Source organism: Stutzerimonas stutzeri RCH2 (assembly GCF_000327065.1).
Taxonomy (GTDB): domain Bacteria; phylum Pseudomonadota; class Gammaproteobacteria; order Pseudomonadales; family Pseudomonadaceae; genus Stutzerimonas; species Stutzerimonas stutzeri_AE.
The window spans coordinates 2163774-2186862 of the sequence record NC_019936.1 but is presented as its reverse complement, the minus strand read 5'-3'; the positions used below and the strand labels follow the sequence as shown (position 1 = coordinate 2186862).

The window sequence follows — 23089 nt, the reverse complement described above, 5'->3', positions numbered from 1 at the left end:
AGCGCAAACGAAAAAACCCCGGCCACGACGACCGGGGTTCTTCGTTTGCGGAGCCCGGCAGTTGCCGGGCTCCGCACCACACAGGCCTATCAGCGCTTGGCGACCTGATCCTTCGGCAGCTTGAAGGTCCAGACCATACCGCCCTGGTTGAATTCCTTCACCCGCTTGGCGACCTCGCCGCCCCACAGCGGGACTGCACCGCCCCAGCCGGAGAGAACGGAGACGTACTGCTCGCCGTCCATTTCCCAGGTAACCGGAGAGCCGATCACGCCCGAGCCGGTGTTGAACTCGTAGAGTTTCTTGCCGGTCTTGGCATCGAAGGCCATCAGGTAGCCTTCCGGGTTGCCGGTGAACACCAGGTTGCCCTTGGTCGCCAGCACCCCGCCCCACAGCGGTGCGTAATTCTTGTAGCGCCAGACTTCCTTGCCGGTCTTCGGATCGATGGCGCGCAGCACGCCGATGTAGTCGTCGTTGAGCGGGTGGATGGTGAAACCGGCACCCAGGTAAGCCGCGCCCTTCTTGTAGGCGGTGCCTTCGTTCCAGATGTCCATGCTCCACTCGTTGGACGGCACATAGAACAGCCCGGTGTCCTGGCTGTATGCCATCGGCATCCAGTTCTTGCCACCAAGGAACGACGGCGCCACGGTTACAGTCTTGCCCTGTGCACCAGCGTCGTTGGGCGAGCCCGGGCGGTTGGCATCGTCATAGATAGGCCGGCCGTTCTTGTCCAGGCCTTTGGCCCAGGTGATCTTGTCGACGAACGGGAAGCCACGGATGAACTTGCCGTTGGTGCGATCGAGTACGTAGAAGAAGCCGTTGCGGTCGGCGGTACCGGCAGCCTTGATGGTCTTGCCGCCTTCCTGATAGTCGAAGGAAACCAGCTCGTTTACGCCGTCGTAGTCCCAGCCGTCATGCGGCGTGGTCTGGAAATGCCACTTGATCGAGCCGTCGTTCGGGTCCAGCGCCAGGCGCGAGGAGGAATACAGGTTGTCGCCAGGACGCAGGTGCGAGTTCCACGGTGCTGGGTTGCCGGTTCCGAACAGCAGCGAGTCGGTGTCCGGATCGTAGTAACCACCCAGCCACGGAGCTGCCCCGCCGGTCTTCCACAGGTCGCCCGGCCAGGTCTTGCCTGCTTCGCCGCCGGAGATGCCGCTCTCGACCTTCTTGCCGTCCTTCCACACGTAGCCCATGTGGCCTTCGACCGTCGGACGGGTCCACAGCAGTTCGCCGTTCTTCGGGTTGTAGGCTTCGATCTTGCCAACCACGCCGAACTCGCCACCGGACACACCGGTAATCAGCTTGCCTTTGACGATCAGCGGAGCTGCGGTCAGCGAATAACCGGCCTTGTAGTCGGCGACGGTTTTCTTCCAGACGACCTTGCCGGTGTCCTTGTTCAGCGCGACCAGCTTGGCGTCCAGCGTGCCGAAGATCACCAGATCGTCATACAGCGCCACGCCACGGTTGATCACGTCACAGCACGGCATGATGCCGTCCGGCAGGCGAGCATCGTACTGCCACAGTTCCTTGCCGGTACGCGCATCGACCGCATACACGCGGGAGTAGGAACCGGTGATGTACATCACACCGTCCTTGATCAGCGGCTGCGCTTCCTGACCGCGCTGCTTTTCACCACCCAGAGAGAAGCCCCAAACCGGTCGCAACTGATTGATGTTATTGGCGTTCAACGCGTCCAGCGTGCTGTAGCGCTGGCCCTGCAAGCCCATACCGTTGGTCACGATCTGGTCGGTGGACTTGGCGTCGTTGAGGATTTCCTGGTCGGTTACGGCCCAGGCGTGCAGGCTGGACATCGCCACCGCGGCGCATAGCGCCGTCAAGGCGAAGGGCTTGCGAAGACCGGTGTGCTTCATTGCGGCTACCTCTGCGGGTTCATTGTTATGCCGGGAAATTTTCCCGGTCTGGGGTTGATTCTTGGTTTGCCCCGCTTTGGCAACAATTGCCCGCAGTACCGATTTTCCTACTCCCTTGGTAGCAATACGCCGCCGTGGACGGCGGAAGCCGCAGTTTTTCAGGGCCGTATGGGTCGAGAGCGGCACCGAAGTCGCAGCCATCCGGCCGGAAAAGACTATTCCGCTGTGCTGGCCCAGCCCCTAAAACGGACGTCCCCTCGCTCAGAAGGATACGAGCCATGCTTCGCCATTCCCTCGCTATCGCCCTTGCCTTGCTTACTGCCCTAACCGCACATGCAGCCGAACCAATCCGCATCGGACTCAACTACCCGAGTACCGGCAACTACAAATCCGAAGGACTGGAGCTGAGCCGCGGTGCCCTGCTGGCGGTCGATGAAATCAATGGACGTGGCGGCCTGCTTGGCCGGCAGCTGCAGCTGGTCAGCCTGAACTCCGCCGCCCGCCCCGAAAAAGCCCAAGCCAATATCGAGCGCTTCGCCAACCAGGGCGCGGCGATGGTGTTCGGCGGCGCCAATAGCGAGGAGGCCCTTGCCGCTGGCCAGCGAGCGCGCGAACTCGGGCTGCTCTATTTCCCCACGCTCGGCTACGCCAACGAAATCACCGGGCGCGACGGGCATCGCCATCTGTTCCGCGAGTCCAACAGTGCCTGGATGAGCGCTCGCGTGCTCGGCGAATACCTCAGCTGGCACATGCCCAACCGGCGCTATCACTACGTCAGCCTCGACGACGCATGGGGTCGCAGCATGGAGCAGGCACTGCGCGAGGCGACCAAGAGCCGCGACCGCGCCCGCCATGGCTACTCGAAGATCGCCGAGCGCGGCGCACGGCGCGGCGACTACCTGGCTGCTCTGCAGAAAGCCGCCGCCAGTAACGCCGATGTTCTGGTGATCGTCCTGCTTGGCGAAGATCTGGTGCAGACCATGCGTCTGGCGCATACCCTGGAACTCGGCAAACGCATGCAGATCATCGTGCCCAACCTGACCCAAAGCATCGTCGAACAGGCCGGCCCGCTGGTGATGGAGCACGTAATCGGCACAGAAGCCTGGACCTGGCGCGTGCCGAAGCTGGTCGGCAGCACCGAAGGCCAGGCGTTTGCCGATCGATTCATCGCTCAGCATCAGGCGTATCCGGGCAGTACCGCTGCCTCAGCCTATGGCATCGTCCGGCAGTGGGCGGACGCTGCCCAACGCGCCGGCAGCATCGATGCCGAAGCGGTGATCGCGGCCGTGGAAAACCACCGCTACCAGCTACTCAAGGACGAGCAGTACTGGCGCGACTTCGACCACCAGAACGTGCAGAGCATCTATGCGGTGCGGGTCAGGAATCGCAGCGAAATCATGCAGGACCGCTTCAAGCAGGACTACTTCACCATCATTCATCGCATGGACGGCGAAGCGGCTGCCCCGAGCCTGGATGACTGGCAGCAGGAGCGCGGTGATCAGCTGGAGCTGCAGTGACGTCGTTACTGGTCGACGCGCTGCAGCGCGTCGACCTCGTAGCGCGGATACAGGTGGCTGACGCTCCGGATCAACTCGAAACGAGTCAGGCTGATGCCGGCGAAACGCTCGGGTATCGGGCTCTGGATCACCTCATTCATGTCCGCCCCGCTGCTCGCCGCATCGCGTAGCAGGCCGTCCAGCCAGCCGAGGTAATCCCGCATCTGCCGGAACGGCTCGGCATCGTCGGCAACCGGGCCGTGACCGGCAACCAGCCGTTTCCAGGGCAACGCCTCGAGTGTCGTCAGATCGTCCAGCCAGACGTCCAAGCCGGGGCTGTTCGGCGTGGTCAGGGCGCGCTGGAAGAAGAGAATGTCACCAGCGAAAAGCACGCCACTGCGCTCGTCGAGAATGGCCAGATCGGCGCCGGTATGCCCGCGCAGTGCCAGCAAGCGCAGGGAACGCCCAGCGACTTCCAGCGTGCCCGACTCAACGGTTTCGCTTGGCAACACGACTTCAGTGCCGCGCATCCAGTCGCCAACCAGACGATACATGTTCTCGGCCATCGCGTTGCCCTGCTCGCGCAGCAGCTCGGTGGTGCCAGCCAGCGCCGCGATCGGCACATCAGCAAACGCCTGGTTGCCCAGTACGTGATCGGGGTGATGGTGAGTGAGCAGAACCTTGGTCACTGGAAGGTCAGTGACGCGGGAGATGGCCGCGCGCATTGCCTCGCCATAGAGCCTGGACGGCCCAGTGTCGATAACGATGACCCCTGCATCACCGACAATGAAACCTGTATTGACGATATTGCCGCCATTGCGCTTGTCGAAGTTGTCGGTCGAACCTTCCAGCAGCCAGACCCCATCGGCGATCTGCCGTGGCTGCAGCGTGTAGCTCAGCTCGGCCTGCACGGGTAGCGTCATACAGAAGGCGAAGATCAGCATGAACAGGCGCATGACGCCTCCTTGGCTTGGTTTGCTTACTCGCGGATTGCGCGGTGCAGTCAGAATGCGGCTTCGAACTCGTTGCCGTTGTTGTCGCGCAACCACAAACGGGTTTCCTGAACGCCCTTCACTTCCAGGCTCAGGTTCGGGTTTTCCGCCACCGCGGGATACAGCTCCAGCTCCGCCATGACCTTGCCGTCTGCATCGCGCAACTCGGCCTGGTTGAGGAAGAATTCCGGAATACCGCCGACCAGACCGTTATCCATGGGATGGGATACCTGCAGGCGCAACCGGCTGAACTCGCCGCGGGGGAAGCGCGCACCAACCACCTCGCCCAGGTGGTCTTCCCAGCCCGCTTGCGCGCGCACAACGCTTGGCGCTGTGCAGCCGCCACCAGCTGCATCGACCCGCGCCGAGCCGATATGCCAGACGCCATCGCGGGTCAGCACAGCGGCGCGGATCGGCGTCGCCTGTTGCACCCGAATGCGGATCGCCACCAGCGGCACGACCTGGTCGTCTGGAGTAAAGGTGAAGATACGTGGGATGGGGTTGAGGTCGGCCCAGGCCTCGATGCGCACCACATCGTCACCCAGGGCGCGGGCGTCGATATGCACCGGCACCTGCCGGGAATCCTCGGCGAACGGTGGCACGTGCACCTGTACGCGCTCGTCGAACACGTAAGGCTCGCTGTTGAGCAAGCCCTTGTGGTGGTACTCCCACATCACCGATTGCAGCGGGTCAGCCTCGGCCGCCACAGCAGTCGACGCATGGAAGGCAAACAGCAGCAGCAAGATTCGGGCGCTCATGTCGACTCCTCGAACGGCGATCCGCAGCGGGATCGGCATGGCGCAGCCGGTTAGCGCCCGGCCACGTCGCTCTCCACATCCTGGTACAACCCGGGCAACTCGTAAGTCAAACCGTGGCGGGCATAGAGCTTCGCCAGCTCGCCTTCGAGAATCAGTGGTTCCAGCGCCTCTTCCAGCGCGTAGGCCAGTTGTCGGTTGGATTCATGTACGGCCATCCCCAGGTCCCAGACCTGCTTGCCCATGTTCGGATAGGCGTTCTCGGCAAGTTTTAGATGCTCATCATCGGCCTTCGCAAGCAGCCACTCGACTTCCCCGCGCATGGCCATGGTGGCATCCACCTCGCCCTGCTGCATGGCGGCGAACGCCTGCGACACGCTCGGATAATGGTGAGTGTTCTTCGCCAGCCGACCTTCGAATACCGAGGAGAGGTAGAACGAGGGCACACTGTCGACCTCGACGCCAATCGGGTGGTACTGGAAGATCGCGACGCTTGGCACTTCATCGATGCGCCGGTCATCGTAGGCCGCCTGCCAGCGCTCGCGCTGGTAGGGGCCGAACATCACCACCAGCTCGTTGATCACCTCACCCAGCTCGTTGCGCTTGTAGGCGAACTCGCGGTCGTAGGGCACGCGCAGCATCACATCGGCCAGCACATCCGGCCTCAGGTAGTGGCCTTTCCAGATGAAATTGCGCAGATCGTCGTCAAGGGTTTCGTCCGGCGTCACCCACAGAACCTGCAGTTTCAGGCCCAGGCCTTCGGCGAGCTTGCGTGCCAGCTCCACATCGACACCACGCGGCTCGCCGTCATGGAGGTAGCTATACGGAGGAAACTTCTCGTACATCGCCACCTTGAGCACGCCGGACTCGATGATGTCATCGAATGCACGCACCTTGACGATCTCCGCCTGCGCCAACGCGCCGCAAAGGGTCAACCACAGCGCGAGGACCAGCCGCGCGGCGTTCATCACTGCTTGGCCGCTTCGCTTTCAATATAGGTGCGGATCGCCCACAGCGCTTCCTGGCTGAGGGTGTCCGCCATGCGCGGCATGTACACGGCACCATCGCGGACTGCGCCGTTGATCACGCGCTCCTTGTACCACTCGTCACCGTCGTAGCTGGCTTCGAGCTCGCGCAGATCGGGTGCGATACCACCGGAGATCGCCTCGAGACCATGGCAGCGGGCACAGTTCTGGTTGTACGCGGAGGAACCGATCTGCACCGCCAGATCATGATGTTCGCTCGGTGCGCGATAGGGGTTTTCTTCCAGCCATTCTTCACCGAGCGCCGGCAGGCCCTTGGTGTTGACGGCCTGCGGCGTCACGTCGCCATGCGCCATTACCAGGCCGGACATACCGAGGACACCCGCTGCCAGCAGTGAGCGCAAAAAGATCTTGTTATTCATGACTACCACCCTCTATTCGAGAACCTGTGCAACAGCCCCATCGGAGCGCATGGTGGTCATGTTGGCCGTGCGGGCGGGCCGGCAGAATCCTGCTTTGGATGCCTGCATCTCCTCCCTTGGTACTGGGTTTTACCACCACCTTTGGCACCGCACTGGTAGCAAGGCTAAATCACCCGGGGTTCGGGAAGGATTCCCGGCATCGGCGGGAGCTTTTCCGTGTCGGCTCTCACCGCGCGCTCTCAATAATGGAATCGCCAGGCCACCGCTATACGGCGGCCTTGTCCGAATCGACCAAGGGAATCGCAACCATGACAACAAGATCGAACCCCGGCAGCAAACGCCCACTCGCCATCGCCGTGCACTACCTTGCACTGGCGGGCAGCCTGGCACTGGCCGGTGCCGCGCATGCCAAACCGGTCAGCTGGGAAGACATCGCCAACGACCATCTTTCCACCGCCAACGTGCTGCAGTACGGCATGGGCACCAATGCACAACGCTGGAGCCCGCTGGCGCAAGTCAACGAGAGCAACGTGTTCAAGCTGACTCCCGCCTGGTCATTCTCCTTCGGTGACGAAAAACAGCGCGGGCAGGAGTCCCAGGCCATCGTGCATGACGGCGTGATCTACGTGACCGGCTCGTATTCACGGGTGTTCGCCCTGGATGCCAAGACCGGCAAGCGCCTGTGGAGCTACGCCCATCGCCTGCCCGACGACATCCGCCCATGCTGTGACGTGGTCAACCGCGGCGCCGCCATCTATGGCGACAAGATCTACTTCGGCACCCTCGATGCTCGTGTGGTCGCACTGAACAAGGACACCGGCAAGGTCGTCTGGAACAAGAAGTTTGGTGATCACGCCGCGGGCTACACCATGACCGGCGCACCGACCCTGGTGAAGGACGGCAAGACCGGCAAGGTGCTGCTGGTGCACGGCAGCTCGGGCGACGAGTTCGGCATCGTCGGCAAGCTGTTTGCCCGCGACCCGGAGACCGGCGAGGAAGTCTGGATGCGCCCCTTCGTCGAGGGCCACATGGGCCGTCTCAACGGCAAGGACAGCACGCCAACCGGCGACATCAAGGCGCCTTCCTGGCCAGACGATCCCAACCACCCGACCGGCAAAAAGGAAGCCTGGAGCCAGGGCGGCGGGGCACCGTGGCAGAGCGCCAGCTTCGACCCGGAAACCAACACCATCATCGTCGGGGCCGGCAACCCCGCCCCATGGAACGGCTGGGAACGCACCAGTGATGGCGGCAACCCGAAGGACTACGACAGCCTCTACACCTCTGGCCAGGTCGGCGTCGATCCGAGCACCGGCGAGGTGAAGTGGTTCTACCAGCACACTCCGAACGATGCCTGGGACTTCTCCGGCAACAACGAGCTGGTGCTGTTCGACTACAAGGACAACAACGGCAAGACCGTCAAGGCCACCGCGCACGCCGATCGCAACGGCTTCTTTTATGTGGTCGACCGCAAGGACGGCAAGCTGCAGAACGCCTTCCCCTTCGTCGACGGCATCACCTGGGCCAGCCATATCGATCTGAAAACCGGCCGACCAGTAGAAAACCAAGGTCAGCGCCCACCCAAACCGGAACCAGGCGAAAAGCACGGCAAGTCAGTCGAAGTCTCGCCGCCCTTCCTCGGCGGCAAGAACTGGAATCCCATGGCCTACAGCCAGGACACCGGCCTGTTCTACGTGCCGGCCAACCACTGGAAGGAGGACTACTGGACCGAGGAAGTCAGCTACAAGAAAGGCTCCGCCTACCTGGGCCAGGGTTTCCGCATCAAGCGCATGTACGACGACCACGTCGGCATCCTGCGCGCGATGAACCCGACCACCGGCAAGATCGAGTGGGAGCACAAGGAAAAACTGCCGTTGTGGGCCGGCGTACTCGCGACCAAGGGCAATCTCATCTTCACCGGCACCAGCGATGGCTATTTCAAGGCCTTCAACGCGAAAACCGGTGACGAGCTGTGGAAGTTCCAGACCGGCAGTGGCGTGATTTCCCCGCCGGTAACCTGGGAACAGGACGGCGAGCAATACATTGGTGTGACGGTCGGCTACGGCGGCGCCGTACCGCTGTGGGGCGGCGATATGGCAGTGCTGACCAAGCCGGTCGCGCAGGGCGGCTCATTCTGGGTATTCAAACTGCCGGAATGGGAGAAGAAGACCGCCAAACGATGAGCGGAAGCCTGCCCGTCATAGCAACGGGCACGCCTCAATTGCATCGAGGTACAGCGGTTCACGCGGCGGGTCTGGCCTGTCGGCTTCGGGTTGGCGCTCTCGCCCACCAGCCAGACCCGCCGCGCGACCGCATTTCTCGCATCCAAACTCTTTCGGAACGTCACCATGAAAATGCTCTCCCGACTGCTTCTGGTCCTGCTCGCCAGCCCTGCCGTGTTTGCCGCGGAAGGCCCGCTGACCGTCAACGGCTGTACCCTGCAGCCTGATAGTCAGTGCCCCAATGCTGATCTGCGCGGCGCCGACCTGAGCAATCAGGATCTGCGGCGCATCAACCTCGCCGGGGCCAACCTGTCTGGCGCCAACCTGCGCCACGCCAACCTCGACCTGGCCAATCTGGAAAAAGCTGACCTCACCGGCGCCACGCTGAACCGGGCCAGCCTGCAACAGGCCAACCTGCGCCTGGCCAACTTCACCAACGCCCGGCTGATCGCCGTGCAGGGCTGGGGGCTGTTCGCGCAAGCGGCACAGTTCAAGGGCGCCGATCTCACGGGTGCCTATCTGGAATTCGCGCGCATGAGCGGCGCGAAGATGCACGGCAGCAAGCTGCACGCCGCCGATCTGGAGATGACCTGGCTGAGCAAGGCCGACCTCAAGGGCGCCGACCTGACCGACGCCAACCTGCAGGAAGCCAAGCTTAACGACGCCAACCTGGCCGATGCCGTGCTGACCGGTGCTCGGCGCCACTACGCAACCTTCCAAGGCACCAACATGGAGGGCTGCAAAGATTGCCCGCACGGCTGGGAAAAGTGATCTGTGCATACCTGCAGAGCAGAGGCGATGCAGTTCCTCAATCAACCCCATAGAAAGCCTGCACTAACGAAAACTCATACGGCGCCGATGACGTGACTGGGCAGTCTGCCCTTCACTGGATGCCAATAAGAATGTTCAACAATCACCTCAAACGAGAACTGGCCGAGCTACGCGAGGAAGTCGCGACCGACCGCCAGATCAAGGACTCGTTGTACAGGGAAATGATGGTCCTGGAACTGGACCGGCAAGGACGCATCCAGTACGCCAACGAGTTATTCCTGAACGAAATGGGTTATCGCCGTGACGACATCGTCGGCCGCGCGCTGGATGACTTCTTCACTGCGCAGTTTCGCGCCGAGCCGAACTACGCCCGTCTCAAGACGGCCATGCAGCGCGCCGAGCACATCAGTGGTGCATACCGATTGCTGCGTGCCGATGGTCAGGAGGCCTGGCTGCGTTCGATCTGGCAACCAATCAAAAGCTCGAACGGCACGCTGCTCCATTTCACGCTATGCGCCACCAACCTGACCCGCACCATCGAGGCGTCCCGCGAGCATGAGAGCGTGATCAACGCCCTGCTACGCTCGACTGCAGTGATCGAGTTCGACCTCGGCGGGCATGTCATCACGGCCAACCAGCGATTCCTGGACGGCATGGGCTATCGCCTCGAACAGATCAAGGGCAAGCATCACCGTATGTTCTGTGAGCGTGAAGAGGCAGAATCTGCGGCCTACCGTGAGTTCTGGGCCAGCCTGAACCGCGGCGAGTACATTGCCGAGCGCTTCAAGCGTATCGACGCGCACGGCCAGGCGGTCTGGCTCGAGGCCTCGTACAACCCGGTTCACGATGCCTACGGCAAGTTGTACAAGGTCATCAAGTTCGCCACGGTGATCACCGATCAGGTCAATCGTGAACTGGCGGTCGCCGAGGCCGCGACCATCGCCTTTGACACCTCGCAGCACACCGATCTCAGTGCCCAGCGCGGCGCGCAGGTGGTTCAGCAGACTGTGGATGTGATGCATCGCATCGCCCAGCAGATGCAGGACGCCTCCGATGGCATCGAAGCGCTGGACAAGCAATCGCAACTGATCAGCGCCATCCTCAAGACCATCAGCGGCATCGCCGACCAAACCAACCTGTTGGCCCTGAATGCCGCAATCGAAGCGGCCAGAGCCGGCGACCAAGGCCGCGGTTTCGCGGTCGTTGCCGATGAAGTGCGCCAGCTGGCTGCCCGTACCAGCACCGCTGCCAAGGAGATTGTCGGCGTGGTACAGAAGAACCAGGACCTGGCTCAAGCCGCCGTGCACAGCATGTCTGTCAGCCGTGAGCAAACCGAACAGGGACTGGAATTCGCCAACCAGGCCGGCGCGGTGATCGTCGAGATCCAGGACGGTGCACAGCGGGTAGTCAGCGCTGTCGGGCAGTTCGCCAGCCAGTTGAAGACCTGACGGTATGCTTGCCGGAGTGGCGCACGCCCAGCATTCGCGTCCACTCCGGCGAGGCACTCTAGACTGTGCAGGTAAGATCCCAAGCGCCGAACCGGCTGATTCTTCGAGGACCGACGATTGAGCCAGAAGCCCATTATCCACATCGTCCAGCAGGCGGATATCGCCGGGCTGCCAGCATTCGCCGGGGTGTCGCTCGAGCGCATCAGCATGCCCGCGACAGCTGCCGAGTTTGCGCTGGCGGTAGCTGAAATCCTGCAGGCGTCGTGCATCGGTTTCGATACCGAATCCAAGCCCACGTTCAAGGTAGGTGAAGTTTCCAGCGGCCCGCACCTGATCCAGTTCGCCACGGCAGAACGGGCTTATCTGCTGCGGGTCGGCATGCCTGGGTGTACAGAGGCAGCTCGTGCCGTGCTGCAGGCACCGGGGATAGTGAAGATCGGTTTCGGCCTGAAATCCGATCATTCCCGGCTGCGCAGCAAGCTGAACATTCAACCGGTCAGCCTGCTCGACCTGGGTTCGGTACTGCGCTATCAGGGCAAGAAAGGCCAGGTCGGCCTGCGCGGTGCCGTGGCTGGGATACTCGGTACACGGATCGAGAAATCACGCAGAGTGGCCACCTCGAACTGGGCCAATGCGCGCTTGACCGAAGCGCAGCAGGCATATGCGGCGAACGACGCCTATGCTGCGCTCAGGGTGTTTCTTGGACTGGTGTTGGAGCAGCAAAGCCTGCTGCTCCAGCATGCGACCACCAGCGATGCACGAGGGGCAACCCCGACGAATCGGAAGCCACGCCCTCCCCGATCCGATAGGAATACCGCCATGAAGAAAACCCTGACGATCCGTTGGCAGCGGCTGGTGAACGAACATGGCGAGACATGCCCCCGCTGCGGCGCTACCGAGCAGGCCGTTCGGCACGCGACCGCGGATCTGCGCCAGGCACTGCGCATCCTGGGAATTGACGTGCGCCTCGAAACGTCGCAACTGAGCCCCGCGGACTTCGCCCAGGCGCCACTGGAATCGAATCGCCTATGGATTGCTGACGTACCGCTCGAACAGTGGCTCGGTGCGGCTGCGGGAGAAAGCCGCTGTTGCTCGGCGTGCGGCGATGCAAACTGCCGGACGCTAGAAGTCGCCGATGCGACGCACGAGGCCGTCCCGGCAGAGCTGATCATCAAGGCCGGTCTCCTGGCAGCCGCGCAGCTTCCGGACAATGCCAGCGGTTGCTGCCCAACGGCTCAGGCCACATCGGGCCATGGCGGTTGCTGCTCCTGACCCAACTGCAGCGATCAGCCGAGCCCCTGTGCGGTGCGTTGCAGAAGCGATAACGCCACGTAGGCGAGTACGCCCAGCGCCGCCGAAAGCCAGAGCGCACCCGTGCCGAAATCATCGATCAGCAGCGCGAAGACGAACGGGGCGAACGCCTGGGCGAAGCGTGCCGGCACCATCAGCAAGCCTTGGCGCAAGCCATATCCATGCGGTCCGAACAACGCCAGCGGCAAGGTGCCTTTGGCGATGGTCAGAATGCCGTTGCCGCCGCCATGCAGAAGCACGAAAGCCGTGGTAGCCGGCGCACCAGCAAGCAGCACACCCGCAGCCCCTACCGGATGGGCGATGGCTGCGAGGCGCGCCGAGATCAACGGGTGAAAGCGCTGCAGCAAGACAAACTCCAGGCAGCGAGCGCCAACCTGCGCCGGACCGACCAGCGCTGCAACACCGATCGCCGCCGCGGCAGAAAGCCCCGACTCCTGCAGCAGACGGGGCAGATGCGCCGCCATCGCCGTGCTGGTGAACCAGGTAGCGGCGAACACGAAAGCCAACAACGCCATGGTCAGGCCCGAGCCGGGACGTCCATTGGCCTGTGATCGCTCGGCCGGAGACATCGCCCGCTGGACGCCGACCGGAATCAACAGACGATTCAGCGGCAACCCGAGCAACAGATGCACGCCCGCCCATGTCAGGCAGGTAGCGCGCCAGCCGTACTCGGCGTTCAACCAGCCACTGATCGGCCAGCATATGGTGCTGGCGAAACCGGCGAGCAGCGTTATGCCGGTAATCGCTCCACGCGCATCGCGCCCGAAGATTCCGGTGAGTGTGGAAAAGGCCGATTCGTAAAGCCCCAGCGCCATGCCGATACCGATCACCAGCCAGCCGAGCCAGAGCATCAGCGGGCCGCTGGCCATGCCAAGCACGGCCAGCCCGACGGCAAAAATGATGCTGGAAAGCGCCAGCACATCGCGCCCGCCGTGATGGTCGATGCGCTTGCCCGATAGCGGCCCGAGAACGGCGGTGACGATCAGTGCCAGGGAGAACGCAGCGAATACATTGCCGGTGGAGATGCCCAGTTCGCTCGCCATCGGTTCGGCGAGAATGGCCGGCAGGTAGTAAGTCGAGCCCCAGGCCAGGGTCTGTGCACTGCCGAGTGCAAGCACGATGCGCAGGCGTGACGGCATGCTCAGCGGCACCCGCCGGCGGTATGTTGCGAGACGAGGCTGTGGTGATGGACGCGGTTCATCCGTGCTCCTGTGCTGCCGTCGACCAGTCGGCCAAGCTCGCCAGGATACGCAATCGGCCATGACGATTTCGCGTCACATACCTAGAACCTGGAACAGGCCGAACAGCGCAGCCAGGCCGGACGTACACATGCCGAGCGCAAAGGCCCGGCATGCTCGGTGGCGCTGCGACTGATCGGTTATAGCGCATCCCAGCGATAACGCACGCCCAGCCAGCCCGCCCGCGGCGCGCCCGGGGCGATGAACTGCTCGTGGCGCCATTCGTCCGGGTCCGATTCGAAAGCGTTTCCGGTGCCAACGAAGGGGTTCTCGGCCAACGCGCCGCCGGTGGCGTAGCGCTTGTCGAAGAGGTTGTCGACCCGGCCGAACAGCGTCCAGTCACGAGCTAAGCGGTAATCCGCCGTGAGGTTGACCACCGCGTAACCTGGCAGCTTGCCGCTACCCTCTACCTCGTCGTTGGGCTGATGACGGTTGTTCTCGTTGCCGCGTACGTACTGCGACGAATACGCCAGAACGCTGGTGCCGACGCGCAGCCGCTCATTGATATTCCAGTTCAGCCCCAGCTTGAGGTTGTGCTTCGGCAAGCCTGGCAGATAGTCACCGCTGGACACGCGAATCTCGTCGTCCGGGCAGCCGCCCTCGCCTTCGGTGCTGTTGTTCTCGGCGAGAATGCAGGCCCCGGAGCGGAAGGTGGCGTGCAGAAAGGTGTAGTCCACCCGCCAGTCGACCGGCCCCTGCTCGCCGGCCAGGCCCATTTCGATGCCCTGGCGGCGGGTGCGGCCGAAGTTGGTGAAGTAGCCCATGCTACCGCCGGTGCCGACAAACAGCAGATCGTCATGGTTCACGCTGCGAAAGGCGCCAAGGTTCCAGCGGGTACCGCCGGCCAGTTCGCCACGCACACCGAACTCCAGCGTGCGGGTGACCACCTGCTCGAGGAAGGGATCGGCCGCCATGGCATTCGGCAGGCTGCAGGGATTGGCGGGATCGGCGCAGCCCAGTTCGATTGGTGTCGGCGCGCGGTTGCCCTGGGAGAAACCGCCGTAGACCGTCAGGGCCGGTTGCAGCTGCCAGGCAAAGCCCAGCGCGGGGTTGAGCTTGCGATAGGTGAAGTCGCCATTGAGCGCATCGCCCATGCGATCGGTGTTGACCACGCGGGTGCGGTTATAGCGCAGCGAGCCGGTGAGCTGCAGCGCATCGGTCAGCGCCCAGGTGTCGGTAGCATAGAGACTGGAAGTACGGGTGCGCCCCAGCAGACTGTTGGCCTGCTCCTCCGCTTCGCTGGCAGCGATGCCGCGGGAGTCGGTCAGCTCGCCGCCCTGCTCGCTCTGGTGGAAGCTGGCGCGGGTGTTGTCGTGGGACAGGCCAAAGGCGAACTGATGCGCGCCGACATGTCGTGCCCACTGTAGCGCCAGGCCATAGGCACGTTGCGCGGTGCGGGTACGGTTCAACACACCGCTTTCCGGGCCTTCGCCGATAAAGCCGCCGTCTTCCCACGCCTCGTATTCGTCCTCGTACTCATCGTTGCCGTCGCCATTGAGCGTCGCGGTACGTGTGCGGCGCAGATAGACCGTGGCGAAAAGCCGATCGTTGTCGTTGAGCCAGTGGCTGGCGGACAGGGCCATCAGGTGGCTGCGGTTCTCGGTCTGGTCGGGATAGGTGAAGATCGACTCGCGCCGCTGGTCGTACATGCTCTCCGGGATCAGGCCGTTGCCGATCAGATCGTTGTCGGCATGCGCCAGCGTAAGGGCCAGATCGGTGCTGTCGGTAGTCCAGGCGAACTTGCCGAACAGCTGGCGCACCTCGGACGGCGAATGGTCACGCCAGCCGTCCTCATCCATGCCTTCGGCGGCCAGGTACCAGGAGAACTCCTCATGGCTACCACCCTGTTCGATTGCACCGCCCTGGCGTCCGAACGAGCCGCCGTAGATTTCCGCCGAGCCGCCTGGATGGGTATCGCCACGTTTGGTCTGCAGCGCCAGCGCGCCGCCCAGGGTATTCAGGCCGTACAGCGGGTTGGAGCCCGGCACCAGCGCCATGTTGGCAATGGCGGTGTTCGGGATCAGGTCCCAGTGCACCACATCGCCGAACGCTTCGTTGACCCGCACCCCGTCGAGAAAAACCGAAAGACCCTGCGGCGTACCGAGTAGCGGCGAGGCGGTGAAGCCACGATAGTTGAGGTCCGCCTGGTACGGATTGCCCTGGATCTCGTTGATGTTGACGCTGGGTAATCCGCGCTGCAGTTTCTCGGCCAGCGACTGGCCGCCGAGCCGCCGCAGGTCTTCGTCATCCAGCGACTGGATGTTGGACGGTACCTGCTCCTTTGGCAGCTCGATGCCCGGCAACGGTGTGGTACCGATCACCTCCTGACTGCCGAGATCGAGCCGCTGCGCGGCATGAACGGATGCCGGCAGCAGCGCGGCGATGGCGAGAGACAGCAGCGTACGGCGAGGCATTGCGCTGCAACAGAGCGGGTACGGCATGGGTGGTCCTTGTTCTTGTTGGCCAATCGGACTGGCCAGGCCACCCGCACTCGCGACGCGGCAAGAACCGCGGACAACCGCATGCTGGCAACCTGCCAGACGCGATTATCAAGAGCCGCGGCGCGGTGCCGACAGGGAAATATTCCCGGCCTGGGCGGGAAAAATTCCCGATCGCGTGGAGATTGGTCTTACGACCAGCGCACTAGCTCGGGCCCACGACGTTCGCAACGCACAAGCGCCCGCGCGCCTGCTGCGAGCGAGTGTTGTCTTGGGAAAAGTGGGAGATGCGGCGGACTCAGCCAGGCCTGGCGAGCATTGCCGCAGCAGAGGCAGGAAGAGCCGAATCGACTGCGGGCCGATCAGGCCTCGCAGAGCATGCGGTCGCCGACGCGGAGCAAACCTAGGTCGATGGCCAGGTGCACCAGCTCGGCCTGGGAGCTGACCCCCAGCTTGCTTTTCAGCAGGGCCATATGGTTTGAGACGGTCTTGCTGCTTATGCACAGACGCTCGGCGATCTCGCGATTGCCGATGCCACGGGCAAGCATGATAAAGATCTCCATCTCCCGCGGCGTCATCTCGGCCAGCCGTCCCTTGGCCGGTGAATGCGACGGCCGCTGGCACGCAAGATCCGTAGCCAGGGGCTGCTCGATGAAGGTTTGCCCGGCGAGCACCTTGCGCACTGCCTCGACCAGCACATCGGGCGCGCAGCGTTTGGTCAGGTAGCCGGAGGCGCCGGCATCCAGTGCCTGCCGAACCAGCGCGAGTTCGTCGTGCATGCTGAAGATCAGCACTGGCATCAGCGGCAGTCGCTGACGCAGGCGGCGACAGGTTTCCAGTCCGCTGATGCCCGGCAGGCCGAGGTCGAGCACGACCAGGCTGGGAATCGACTGCTGAACCTGCTCCAGCGCCTGCTCGCCGCTGGCGGCTTCACTGACTGTCACTTCCGGGAGCAATGCCTTCAGCAGGCTCGCATAGCCCTGACGCACCACCGCGTGGTCATCCACCAGCAGAATCTTCATGAGATGGCTCCTTGCAAAGGCAATTTGAGATAGAGCGCCCAGCCCTTGCCGGCGCGGTGGCGCACACGCAAGCGGGCACCGAGACAACGCGCGTGCTCGACCATCGAGCGCAGGCCGACACCCGGGCGCTCCGCCGGCTGCCCGTGTCCGTCATCATGGATCAGCAAACGCAAGCCAAGAGGGTCACCACGCAGATCGAGACACACGCGAGTCGCACGCGCATGCCGTGCCACGTTGGTCAGCGCCTCCTGCACCATGCGATAGAGATGCACCTTGGCGTCCATCGACAGGTCTGGAATTGGTCCTCGCAGTCGGACTTCGCACGCGATGCCCTGGGTGCTTTGCCATTGCTCGGCCAGTTGCCCGATCGCGTCTTCCAGACTCAGGTGATCGAGCATTACCGGGTACAGGTCGCGCACCAGCGCGCGAAAGCCGTTCTGTAGATCGAGGCTGTGTTGTTCGAGATGGGCTGCCGTTTCGCGGATGGCCGACGGCTGATCGGCCTGAACACGCAGCAGGCAGACCCGCGCACGAATGCCGGCCAGATACTGGCCGAGGTCGTCATGCAGCGCCTGCGCCAGCCGGGTGCGCTCACGCTCCTGCAGCGCCAGTAGCGCCTGGGTCAGCCGTTCGTTTTCGAGCCGGGCGTCCTCGAGGGCAGCCGCCATGTGATTGAAGTGCTCGGCCAGTTCACGCGCCTCGGCGAAGCGATGCGGCGGCAGGCGCGTGTCGAGCCGGCCATCGGCGATTCGCACCAGCGCACCGAACAACTCGGCCAGTACGCGCATCCCGGGCCGCAGTGCCCAACGAATCGCCAGCAGGCAAAGCAGCAGCGCCAGGCCGAACAACACCACTAGCTGCACCAACGAGTCCCTGACTTCCTCGACTTCGTCGCTTGGATCGACGCTGATATGCAAGCGTCGGCCATTCGGCAGTTGCAGCACCGTGGGTGCAGACAGCTCGGCCGGATACAGCCACGCCCCGAGCCAGTCGCTCCGCACCGGATCGGCGGCAGCGGTCCCAACCAATTCCGCTTCGAGCCAGCGAACACGGACGTGACGCAGGCTGTCGGTGAGCCCGGGTTTCAAGGAGTCCGGGTCACGCTCGGCCATTTCGCCGAGGTAGCCAACCACCGCGGCAGCGGCATTCAGCTCACGCTGCACGTCATGGCTGGCCTGGCGTAGCAAGACTGCCAGGCAAACCAGCGTGACCAGCGTGAAGAAAAGCGTGACCAGCAGATTGATTCGCCAGAGTGCGGACATGTCGACGGTTTCCCCGATTCAGCTGTGCCGAGCGCGAGGTCGCTTCACTTGACCACGAACCGGCCTTCCATCCCCTTGTTCTGCAGACCCTTGCAGTAGAAGGGAAAGCTGCCCGGCTTGACCGGCAGGAAGAAGATTTCCGCTTCACCGGCGTCTTCGAACTCCAGCTCGACCAGCGTGATCGCCTTGATCTCTACGCCGCCGGCCTCGACCTTGCGCAGGAAGATCGACTGCGCGAACTCGGGAGCCTGAAACGCACACTCTTTCTGACCATCGGAGCTGATCTTGAGCTGATAGGCGACACCTGTTTCCAGCTGGTACTCCTTCTGCGAGACGGCGTAATCGCTTTCTTCGGAGCCGAATTTAAGGTCGGGCAACGCCTGCGTCCGGCGAGTCAGGTCGCCAGCGGCATGGCTGTGATCGAAGCCGATCAGGCTGCCAATCAGCAGAAGGTTGAACAGCAGCGCTTTGATAGTGGGCATGGGCATAGCCTCGTTATTGTTTTCGGTGCCCCATCCTAAGGCGCCCCGCTGCGCCCAGCTTCCTACCTTGGTAGCGCCTAGACCGGCAGGTCGCATTGCGTCGCGCCGGAGCCAGTCGATTCCGCGCATCGAAACCGACCAGAAAAGCACGTTCTCCGCTTATTTCTGAACGCTGGCGCTACTGACTTAGGTAGCGGCCCGTTAAACCAGTACCAACGTAGCAGTACCAAGGTTCCGATCAACTTAATTGCCGGCCGGCCGCAATACTCAGGCATGCATGATGCCGTTTAGACATCACCTCGATCTCCGGCGACTGGGCGGCTGTATTGCCATCCCTGGTACGCCGCCGCTGGTTCTTTTGCGTTATCAGGAGTTGGAACCGTGATCTCTCTCAAATCCATACAGCAGCGAATAGCAATTACCGGCGGCTTATGCCTGCTCGCGACAGCAGGCATATTGATCGGCTACAGCGTCTACCTTGCCAGCACGACTCAGCAGCTGGTTTCTGGCCGTGTCAGTCAGCAGGCGCAAGAGGACGCATTGCAAACCCTGCAGCATCTTGGTGGCAAGTACGCGGGCGAGATCCGCTCCGAGTTCACCGAGGCACTGGAAGCCGCCCGCGGCATGGCGACCACATTCGCAGTCGGCAAGTCGGGTTCGACGAACTCTGGAGGCCTCCAGATCGGGCGTGATGAGGTCAATTCCATTCTGCTGAACGTGCTCAAGAGCCAGCCAGACTTCAACGGCACGTACTCATGCTGGGAACCCGACGCCATCGATGGCCAGGACTTCCTGTTCACTGACGGACAGAACGGCAACAACGGGCAGACCGGCCGCTTCACGCCGTACTGGACACGTGGTGCAGACGGCAAGATCGCCGTTCAGCCGCTGGTCGAGTACGACACCATGGACAAGCACCCCAACGGGGTGCTCAAGGGCGGCTGGTACATCGGGCCCAGGGAAACACTCAAGGAAAGCGTACTCGGCCCACTGCCCTACATCGTTCAGGGCAAGCAGGTGTGGCTGGCGACGCTCTCGGTGCCAATCATCGTCGACGGTCGCTTCACGGGCGTAGCGGGCACCGACTACAACCTGGACTTCGTGCAGCAAATCAGCCAGGAAGTATCCGCCAAGTTGTTCGACGGACAGGGTGAAGTGGCGATAATCAGTGATCAGGGCCTTATCGTTGCGGAAAGCCGCTTCCCGAATCTGATTGGTCAGCATTTCCAAAAAGTACTGCCTGATGGCTGGCAGACGGCGCTGACCTCAGTGCAGAAAGGCGAAGAACTTGCCCGTCTGGATGACAACGGCATGGTCGTGGTGTTTGCCCCCATCGAGCTGGGTCGCACCGGAAAGCCCTGGTCGATGATGCTGAAGATCGACAAGGAGATTGTGCTGGCCAAGGCGACCGAACTGAAAGCGGAGATGGATGCGCAAAGCGCCCGGAGCATGCTGCAACAGATCGGCGCGGGCGTGCTCATCTCGCTACTTGCGGTCATTGCCCTGTGGATTTCCTCCCGGGCGCTGGCGCTGCCCATTCGCAAGGCGGCTCAGCTGGCCGGGGCGATTCAGAAAGGTGACTTCTCCCAGCGCATGGCGCACCAGTCTGCAGACGAAGTCGGCCAGCTGTCCGCTAGCCTTGACAGGATGGCGGACAGTCTCCAGGAACAGGTACACGTCGCCGAGCGCATATCCCAGGGCGACCTGGCGGTCGAAGTGAGGCTGGCATCGGAACAGGATCAACTCGGCCTTGCGCTTCGGCGGATGGTGGACAACCTGAATGGGCTGGTATCTCAGGTACAGCAGAGCTCCGAGCTGATCAACGACAAAGCGGGCCGGGTCACCACGCTGAGCCAGGATCTGTCCAACGGCGCGACGGAATCCGCATCGGCCGTTACCGAGATCAGCGCGACCGTGAACCAGATGGCTGGGCAGATCCGCCAGACCTCCGAGTACGCCAGCGAAGCCAACGCGCTCTCGCGCAACTCAGAACATTCGGCTCGCAGCGGCAATGAGCTGATGGTCTCGCTCAAGGCCGCCATGCAGGAGATCAACCAGTCGGGGCTGGACATTACCAACATCATTCGGGCAATCGAAGAGATCGCCACGCAAACCAACCTGCTCGCGCTGAACGCAGCGATCGAGGCGGCCCGAGCGGGCGAGCATGGGCGCGGATTCGCAGTGGTTGCCGATGAGGTCCGCCAGCTGGCAGCACGCAGCGCCGAAGCCGCACAACGCTCCACGCGGCTGATTCAGGAGTCCAATGCACGCACGATCAAGGGCATGGAGATAACCGACGACACGGCACGTGCACTCGAGGCAATTGTCCAGGGCGCGGCGCAGGTATCGCAGCTGGTGGACGAGATCGCTTCCGCGTCGAGCCAACAGGCATCCGGTATCGAGCAAGTCAGCCAGGCCATCGGCCAGATCGATGAGGTCGTACACCACAACAGCACCAACTCCGAGCAGTCGACGCAAGCGGCACAGGAGCTGACGCAGCAAGCGCAGCAAATGATCGTTCAGGTCGGACGATTCAAGGTCAGGCGAGTTCGCTGACAGGCCCGAGGCGGCGCGCCTGCTGCGCCGCCTCGCTGGGTTTTTCTACGACCTTGGTACACAGCGACTGGTACTTTCTGCATATTCCCCCGCTCCACCATGGTTCCTATGCTGCCTGCAACGTCACAGGAGCTGCCCATGCGCCATGTATTACGACGAGCCGGTTTCCTGGTCGCCCTCACCTGCTGCGCCCCCTGGGCAATAGCCGCACCCGCCGAAGAACTGTCGATCCGCATCGGTTATCTCGGCTATCGCCCCGACATCGGCCCAGTGCTCTCCAACGTCATTCCTGAACCGGAAGATGCCGCCCTTCGCGGCGCCGAGTTGGCGATTACCGATAGCAACAGCACCGGACGCTTTCTCAAGCACAGCTACGCGCTCGAGGCGGTCACCAGCGATACGGCGGAGGACCTGCTTGAACAGGCCGCCAAGCAATACGCGGATGGCTTGCGCCTGTTCGTGGTCAATGCCCCGGCGGCAACCTTGCGCCAGCTGTCCGACGCCATGCCGCAAGCACTGCTGATCAATGCCGGCAGCGCCGACGACGCGCTGCGCAGCCAGAGTTGCCTGGCCAATGTCCTGCACACACTGCCGAGCCGCAGCATGCTCGCCGACGCGCTAGGCCAGTTCCTGGCGGCGCGGCGCTGGAACCGCTGGCTACTGATCGCCGGCCCTACCGCGGATGATCAGGCCTACGCCGATGCGCTGCGCCGTGCAGCAAAGCGCTTCGGGCATCGGATCGTCGCGGAAAAAGCCTGGAGCTTCGACAACGACCAACGCCGCAGCGCCCAGGCCGAGATGCCGCTGTTCACCCAGGCCGCCGAATACGACGTGGTGCTGGTGGCCGACGAGCGCGGCGACTTCGGCGAGTACGTGCCCTACCAGACCTGGCTGCCAAGGCCGGCTGCCGGTACTCAGGGTATGACCGCCACCGGCTGGCACAAGACTGTGGAAACCTACGGCGCCGCGCAGCTGCAGAAACGTTTCGAAGCACATGCCAAGCGCTGGATGAATGACCGCGACTTCGCCGCCTGGATGGGCGTGCGCAGCCTCGCCGCCGCAATCACGCGATTGCGCAGCACGGACCCAGCCGCAATTCGCCAGCTGTCGCTCAGCGGCGAGCTGCCGCTGGATGGCTTCAAGGGCCGCAAGCTGAGCTACCGCGCATGGGACGGTCAGCTGCGCCAGCCGATTCCACTGGTGCACCCGCGCGCACTGGTTTCCAATTCCCCGCAGGAGGGCTTCCTGCACCCCACCAGCGAGCTGGATACCCTCGGCTTCGATGCGCCGGAAAGCAGCTGTCGCCTCAGCGAGGTTCACCCATGAAGCGATCAATGATTGGCGGCTTGCTGGGCCTGGCGCTGCTGTCCAGCAGCACGATCCAAGCTGATGAGTTGGGTTACGAAGCCTATGTGGACAGTCCCAAGCGCATCAAATGTCTCTACGGCTACGTGACGGCGAAGACCGGCAACTTCGATGCCGCCAGAGCCATCTTCGAAGACTGCGTGGCGCGCTGGAACGACGTCTATTCACTGATCTCGCTCGCGCAGATGTACGAGAGCGGCAACGGTGTGGAGAAAGACCTGAACAAATCCGCCGCGCTGCTCAAGCAGGGCGCGGAGCAGCCGGACAACGCCAGTTATGTCAGCCTGGCGCGCTATCACTGGGGCGTCGCGCTGGCCGAAGGGCGCGGCGTCGAGGCTGACCCCGAGTCCGCACGCAGCTGGTTGCAGCGCGCGGCTGCCGATGGCCAGCCGGAAGCGGACGAATACCTGCAGCGGCTGGAGCAAGCTCGCGTGCCAGCATCGATCACACAATAACGACAA

Annotated in this window: 18 protein-coding genes; 8 read left to right on the top strand and 10 right to left on the bottom strand. The window is 63.0% G+C overall.

What is annotated here, in order from left to right; genetic code table 11:
• Nucleotides 1–89: 89 nt before the first annotated feature.
• Entirely contained in the window at nt 90–1868 is a 1779-nt protein-coding gene (locus tag PSEST_RS10055; RefSeq protein ID WP_015276883.1) for a PQQ-dependent methanol/ethanol family dehydrogenase, read from the bottom strand.
• 278 nt (nt 1869–2146) lie between these two features.
• Between PSEST_RS10055 and PSEST_RS10050 the strand changes: the two genes are divergently transcribed.
• Entirely contained in the window at nt 2147–3385 is a 1239-nt protein-coding gene (locus tag PSEST_RS10050) for a substrate-binding protein (RefSeq protein ID WP_015276882.1), read from the top strand.
• Nucleotides 3386–3390: 5 nt separating this feature from the next.
• Here the strand turns inward: PSEST_RS10050 and PSEST_RS10045 are convergent, their stop codons facing one another.
• The 4 genes from PSEST_RS10045 to pedF are packed head-to-tail and all read right to left on the bottom strand — an operon-like array spanning nt 3391 to nt 6516.
• Complete coding sequence (locus PSEST_RS10045) at nt 3391–4320, bottom strand: quinoprotein relay system zinc metallohydrolase 1 (protein WP_015276881.1); 930 nt, start codon at nt 4318–4320, stop codon at nt 3391–3393.
• Between the two features lie 47 nt (nt 4321–4367).
• Nucleotides 4368–5114, bottom strand: coding sequence for a quinoprotein dehydrogenase-associated SoxYZ-like carrier (locus PSEST_RS10040; protein WP_015276880.1), 747 nt, complete (start codon nt 5112–5114; stop codon nt 4368–4370).
• A gap of 50 nt (nt 5115–5164) precedes the next feature.
• Complete coding sequence (locus PSEST_RS10035; RefSeq protein WP_015276879.1) at nt 5165–6079, bottom strand: substrate-binding periplasmic protein; 915 nt, start codon at nt 6077–6079, stop codon at nt 5165–5167.
• Nucleotides 6079–6516, bottom strand: a complete 438-nt coding sequence (gene pedF / locus PSEST_RS10030) for a cytochrome c-550 PedF (RefSeq protein ID WP_015276878.1) — start codon at nt 6514–6516, stop codon at nt 6079–6081. Before pedF ends, PSEST_RS10035 begins: the two co-directional genes overlap by 1 nt.
• Before the next feature lie 308 nt (nt 6517–6824).
• On the opposite strand from pedF, the gene exaA reads away from it, so the two are divergent.
• The 4 genes from exaA (at nt 6825) to PSEST_RS10010 (ending at nt 12226) form a co-directional block, all read left to right on the top strand.
• Nucleotides 6825–8696, top strand: coding sequence for a quinoprotein ethanol dehydrogenase (gene exaA / locus PSEST_RS10025; RefSeq protein WP_015276877.1), 1872 nt, complete (start codon nt 6825–6827; stop codon nt 8694–8696).
• A 165-nt stretch (nt 8697–8861) separates the two neighbouring features.
• Nucleotides 8862–9506: a pentapeptide repeat-containing protein gene (locus tag PSEST_RS10020; RefSeq protein ID WP_015276876.1), complete on the top strand. Its 645-nt coding sequence runs from the start codon at nt 8862–8864 to the stop codon at nt 9504–9506.
• A 131-nt stretch (nt 9507–9637) separates the two neighbouring features.
• Nucleotides 9638–10954, top strand: coding sequence for a methyl-accepting chemotaxis protein (locus PSEST_RS10015; protein WP_015276875.1), 1317 nt, complete (start codon nt 9638–9640; stop codon nt 10952–10954).
• Nucleotides 10955–11071: 117 nt separating this feature from the next.
• Nucleotides 11072–12226, top strand: coding sequence for a DUF2703 domain-containing protein (locus tag PSEST_RS10010; RefSeq protein ID WP_015276874.1), 1155 nt, complete (start codon nt 11072–11074; stop codon nt 12224–12226).
• Nucleotides 12227–12240: 14 nt separating this feature from the next.
• Here PSEST_RS10010 and PSEST_RS10005 read toward each other — a convergent pair whose 3' ends face one another.
• The 5 genes from PSEST_RS10005 to PSEST_RS09985 form a co-directional block, all read right to left on the bottom strand.
• Complete coding sequence (locus tag PSEST_RS10005; protein ID WP_015276873.1) at nt 12241–13404, bottom strand: MFS transporter; 1164 nt, start codon at nt 13402–13404, stop codon at nt 12241–12243.
• A gap of 239 nt (nt 13405–13643) precedes the next feature.
• Nucleotides 13644–15944 carry a TonB-dependent receptor gene (locus tag PSEST_RS10000; protein WP_015276872.1) on the bottom strand — a complete coding sequence of 767 codons (2301 nt, stop codon included), beginning with the start codon at nt 15942–15944 and terminating at the stop codon, nt 13644–13646.
• A 359-nt stretch (nt 15945–16303) separates the two neighbouring features.
• Entirely contained in the window at nt 16304–16963 is a 660-nt protein-coding gene (locus tag PSEST_RS09995; protein WP_015276871.1) for a response regulator transcription factor, read from the bottom strand.
• On the bottom strand, nt 16960–18225 hold the full coding sequence (locus tag PSEST_RS09990; RefSeq protein WP_015276870.1) for a sensor histidine kinase: 1266 nt from the start codon (nt 18223–18225) through the stop codon (nt 16960–16962). The genes PSEST_RS09995 and PSEST_RS09990 overlap by 4 nt, the downstream gene beginning before the upstream one ends.
• A gap of 44 nt (nt 18226–18269) precedes the next feature.
• Nucleotides 18270–18707, bottom strand: a complete 438-nt coding sequence (locus tag PSEST_RS09985) for a hypothetical protein (protein WP_015276869.1) — start codon at nt 18705–18707, stop codon at nt 18270–18272.
• Nucleotides 18708–19091: 384 nt separating this feature from the next.
• Here PSEST_RS09985 and PSEST_RS09980 point away from each other — a divergent pair, with 384 nt between their 5' ends.
• The 3 genes from PSEST_RS09980 (at nt 19092) to PSEST_RS09970 (ending at nt 23083) form a co-directional block, all read left to right on the top strand.
• Nucleotides 19092–21263, top strand: coding sequence for a methyl-accepting chemotaxis protein (locus tag PSEST_RS09980; RefSeq protein WP_041756984.1), 2172 nt, complete (start codon nt 19092–19094; stop codon nt 21261–21263).
• A gap of 138 nt (nt 21264–21401) precedes the next feature.
• Nucleotides 21402–22589 (top strand): ABC transporter substrate-binding protein, encoded by a 1188-nt coding sequence (locus tag PSEST_RS09975; RefSeq protein ID WP_015276867.1) that lies wholly within the window; start codon nt 21402–21404, stop codon nt 22587–22589.
• Nucleotides 22586–23083 (top strand): tetratricopeptide repeat protein, encoded by a 498-nt coding sequence (locus PSEST_RS09970; protein WP_015276866.1) that lies wholly within the window; start codon nt 22586–22588, stop codon nt 23081–23083. Before PSEST_RS09975 ends, PSEST_RS09970 begins: the two co-directional genes overlap by 4 nt.
• Nucleotides 23084–23089: the final 6 nt, after the last annotated feature.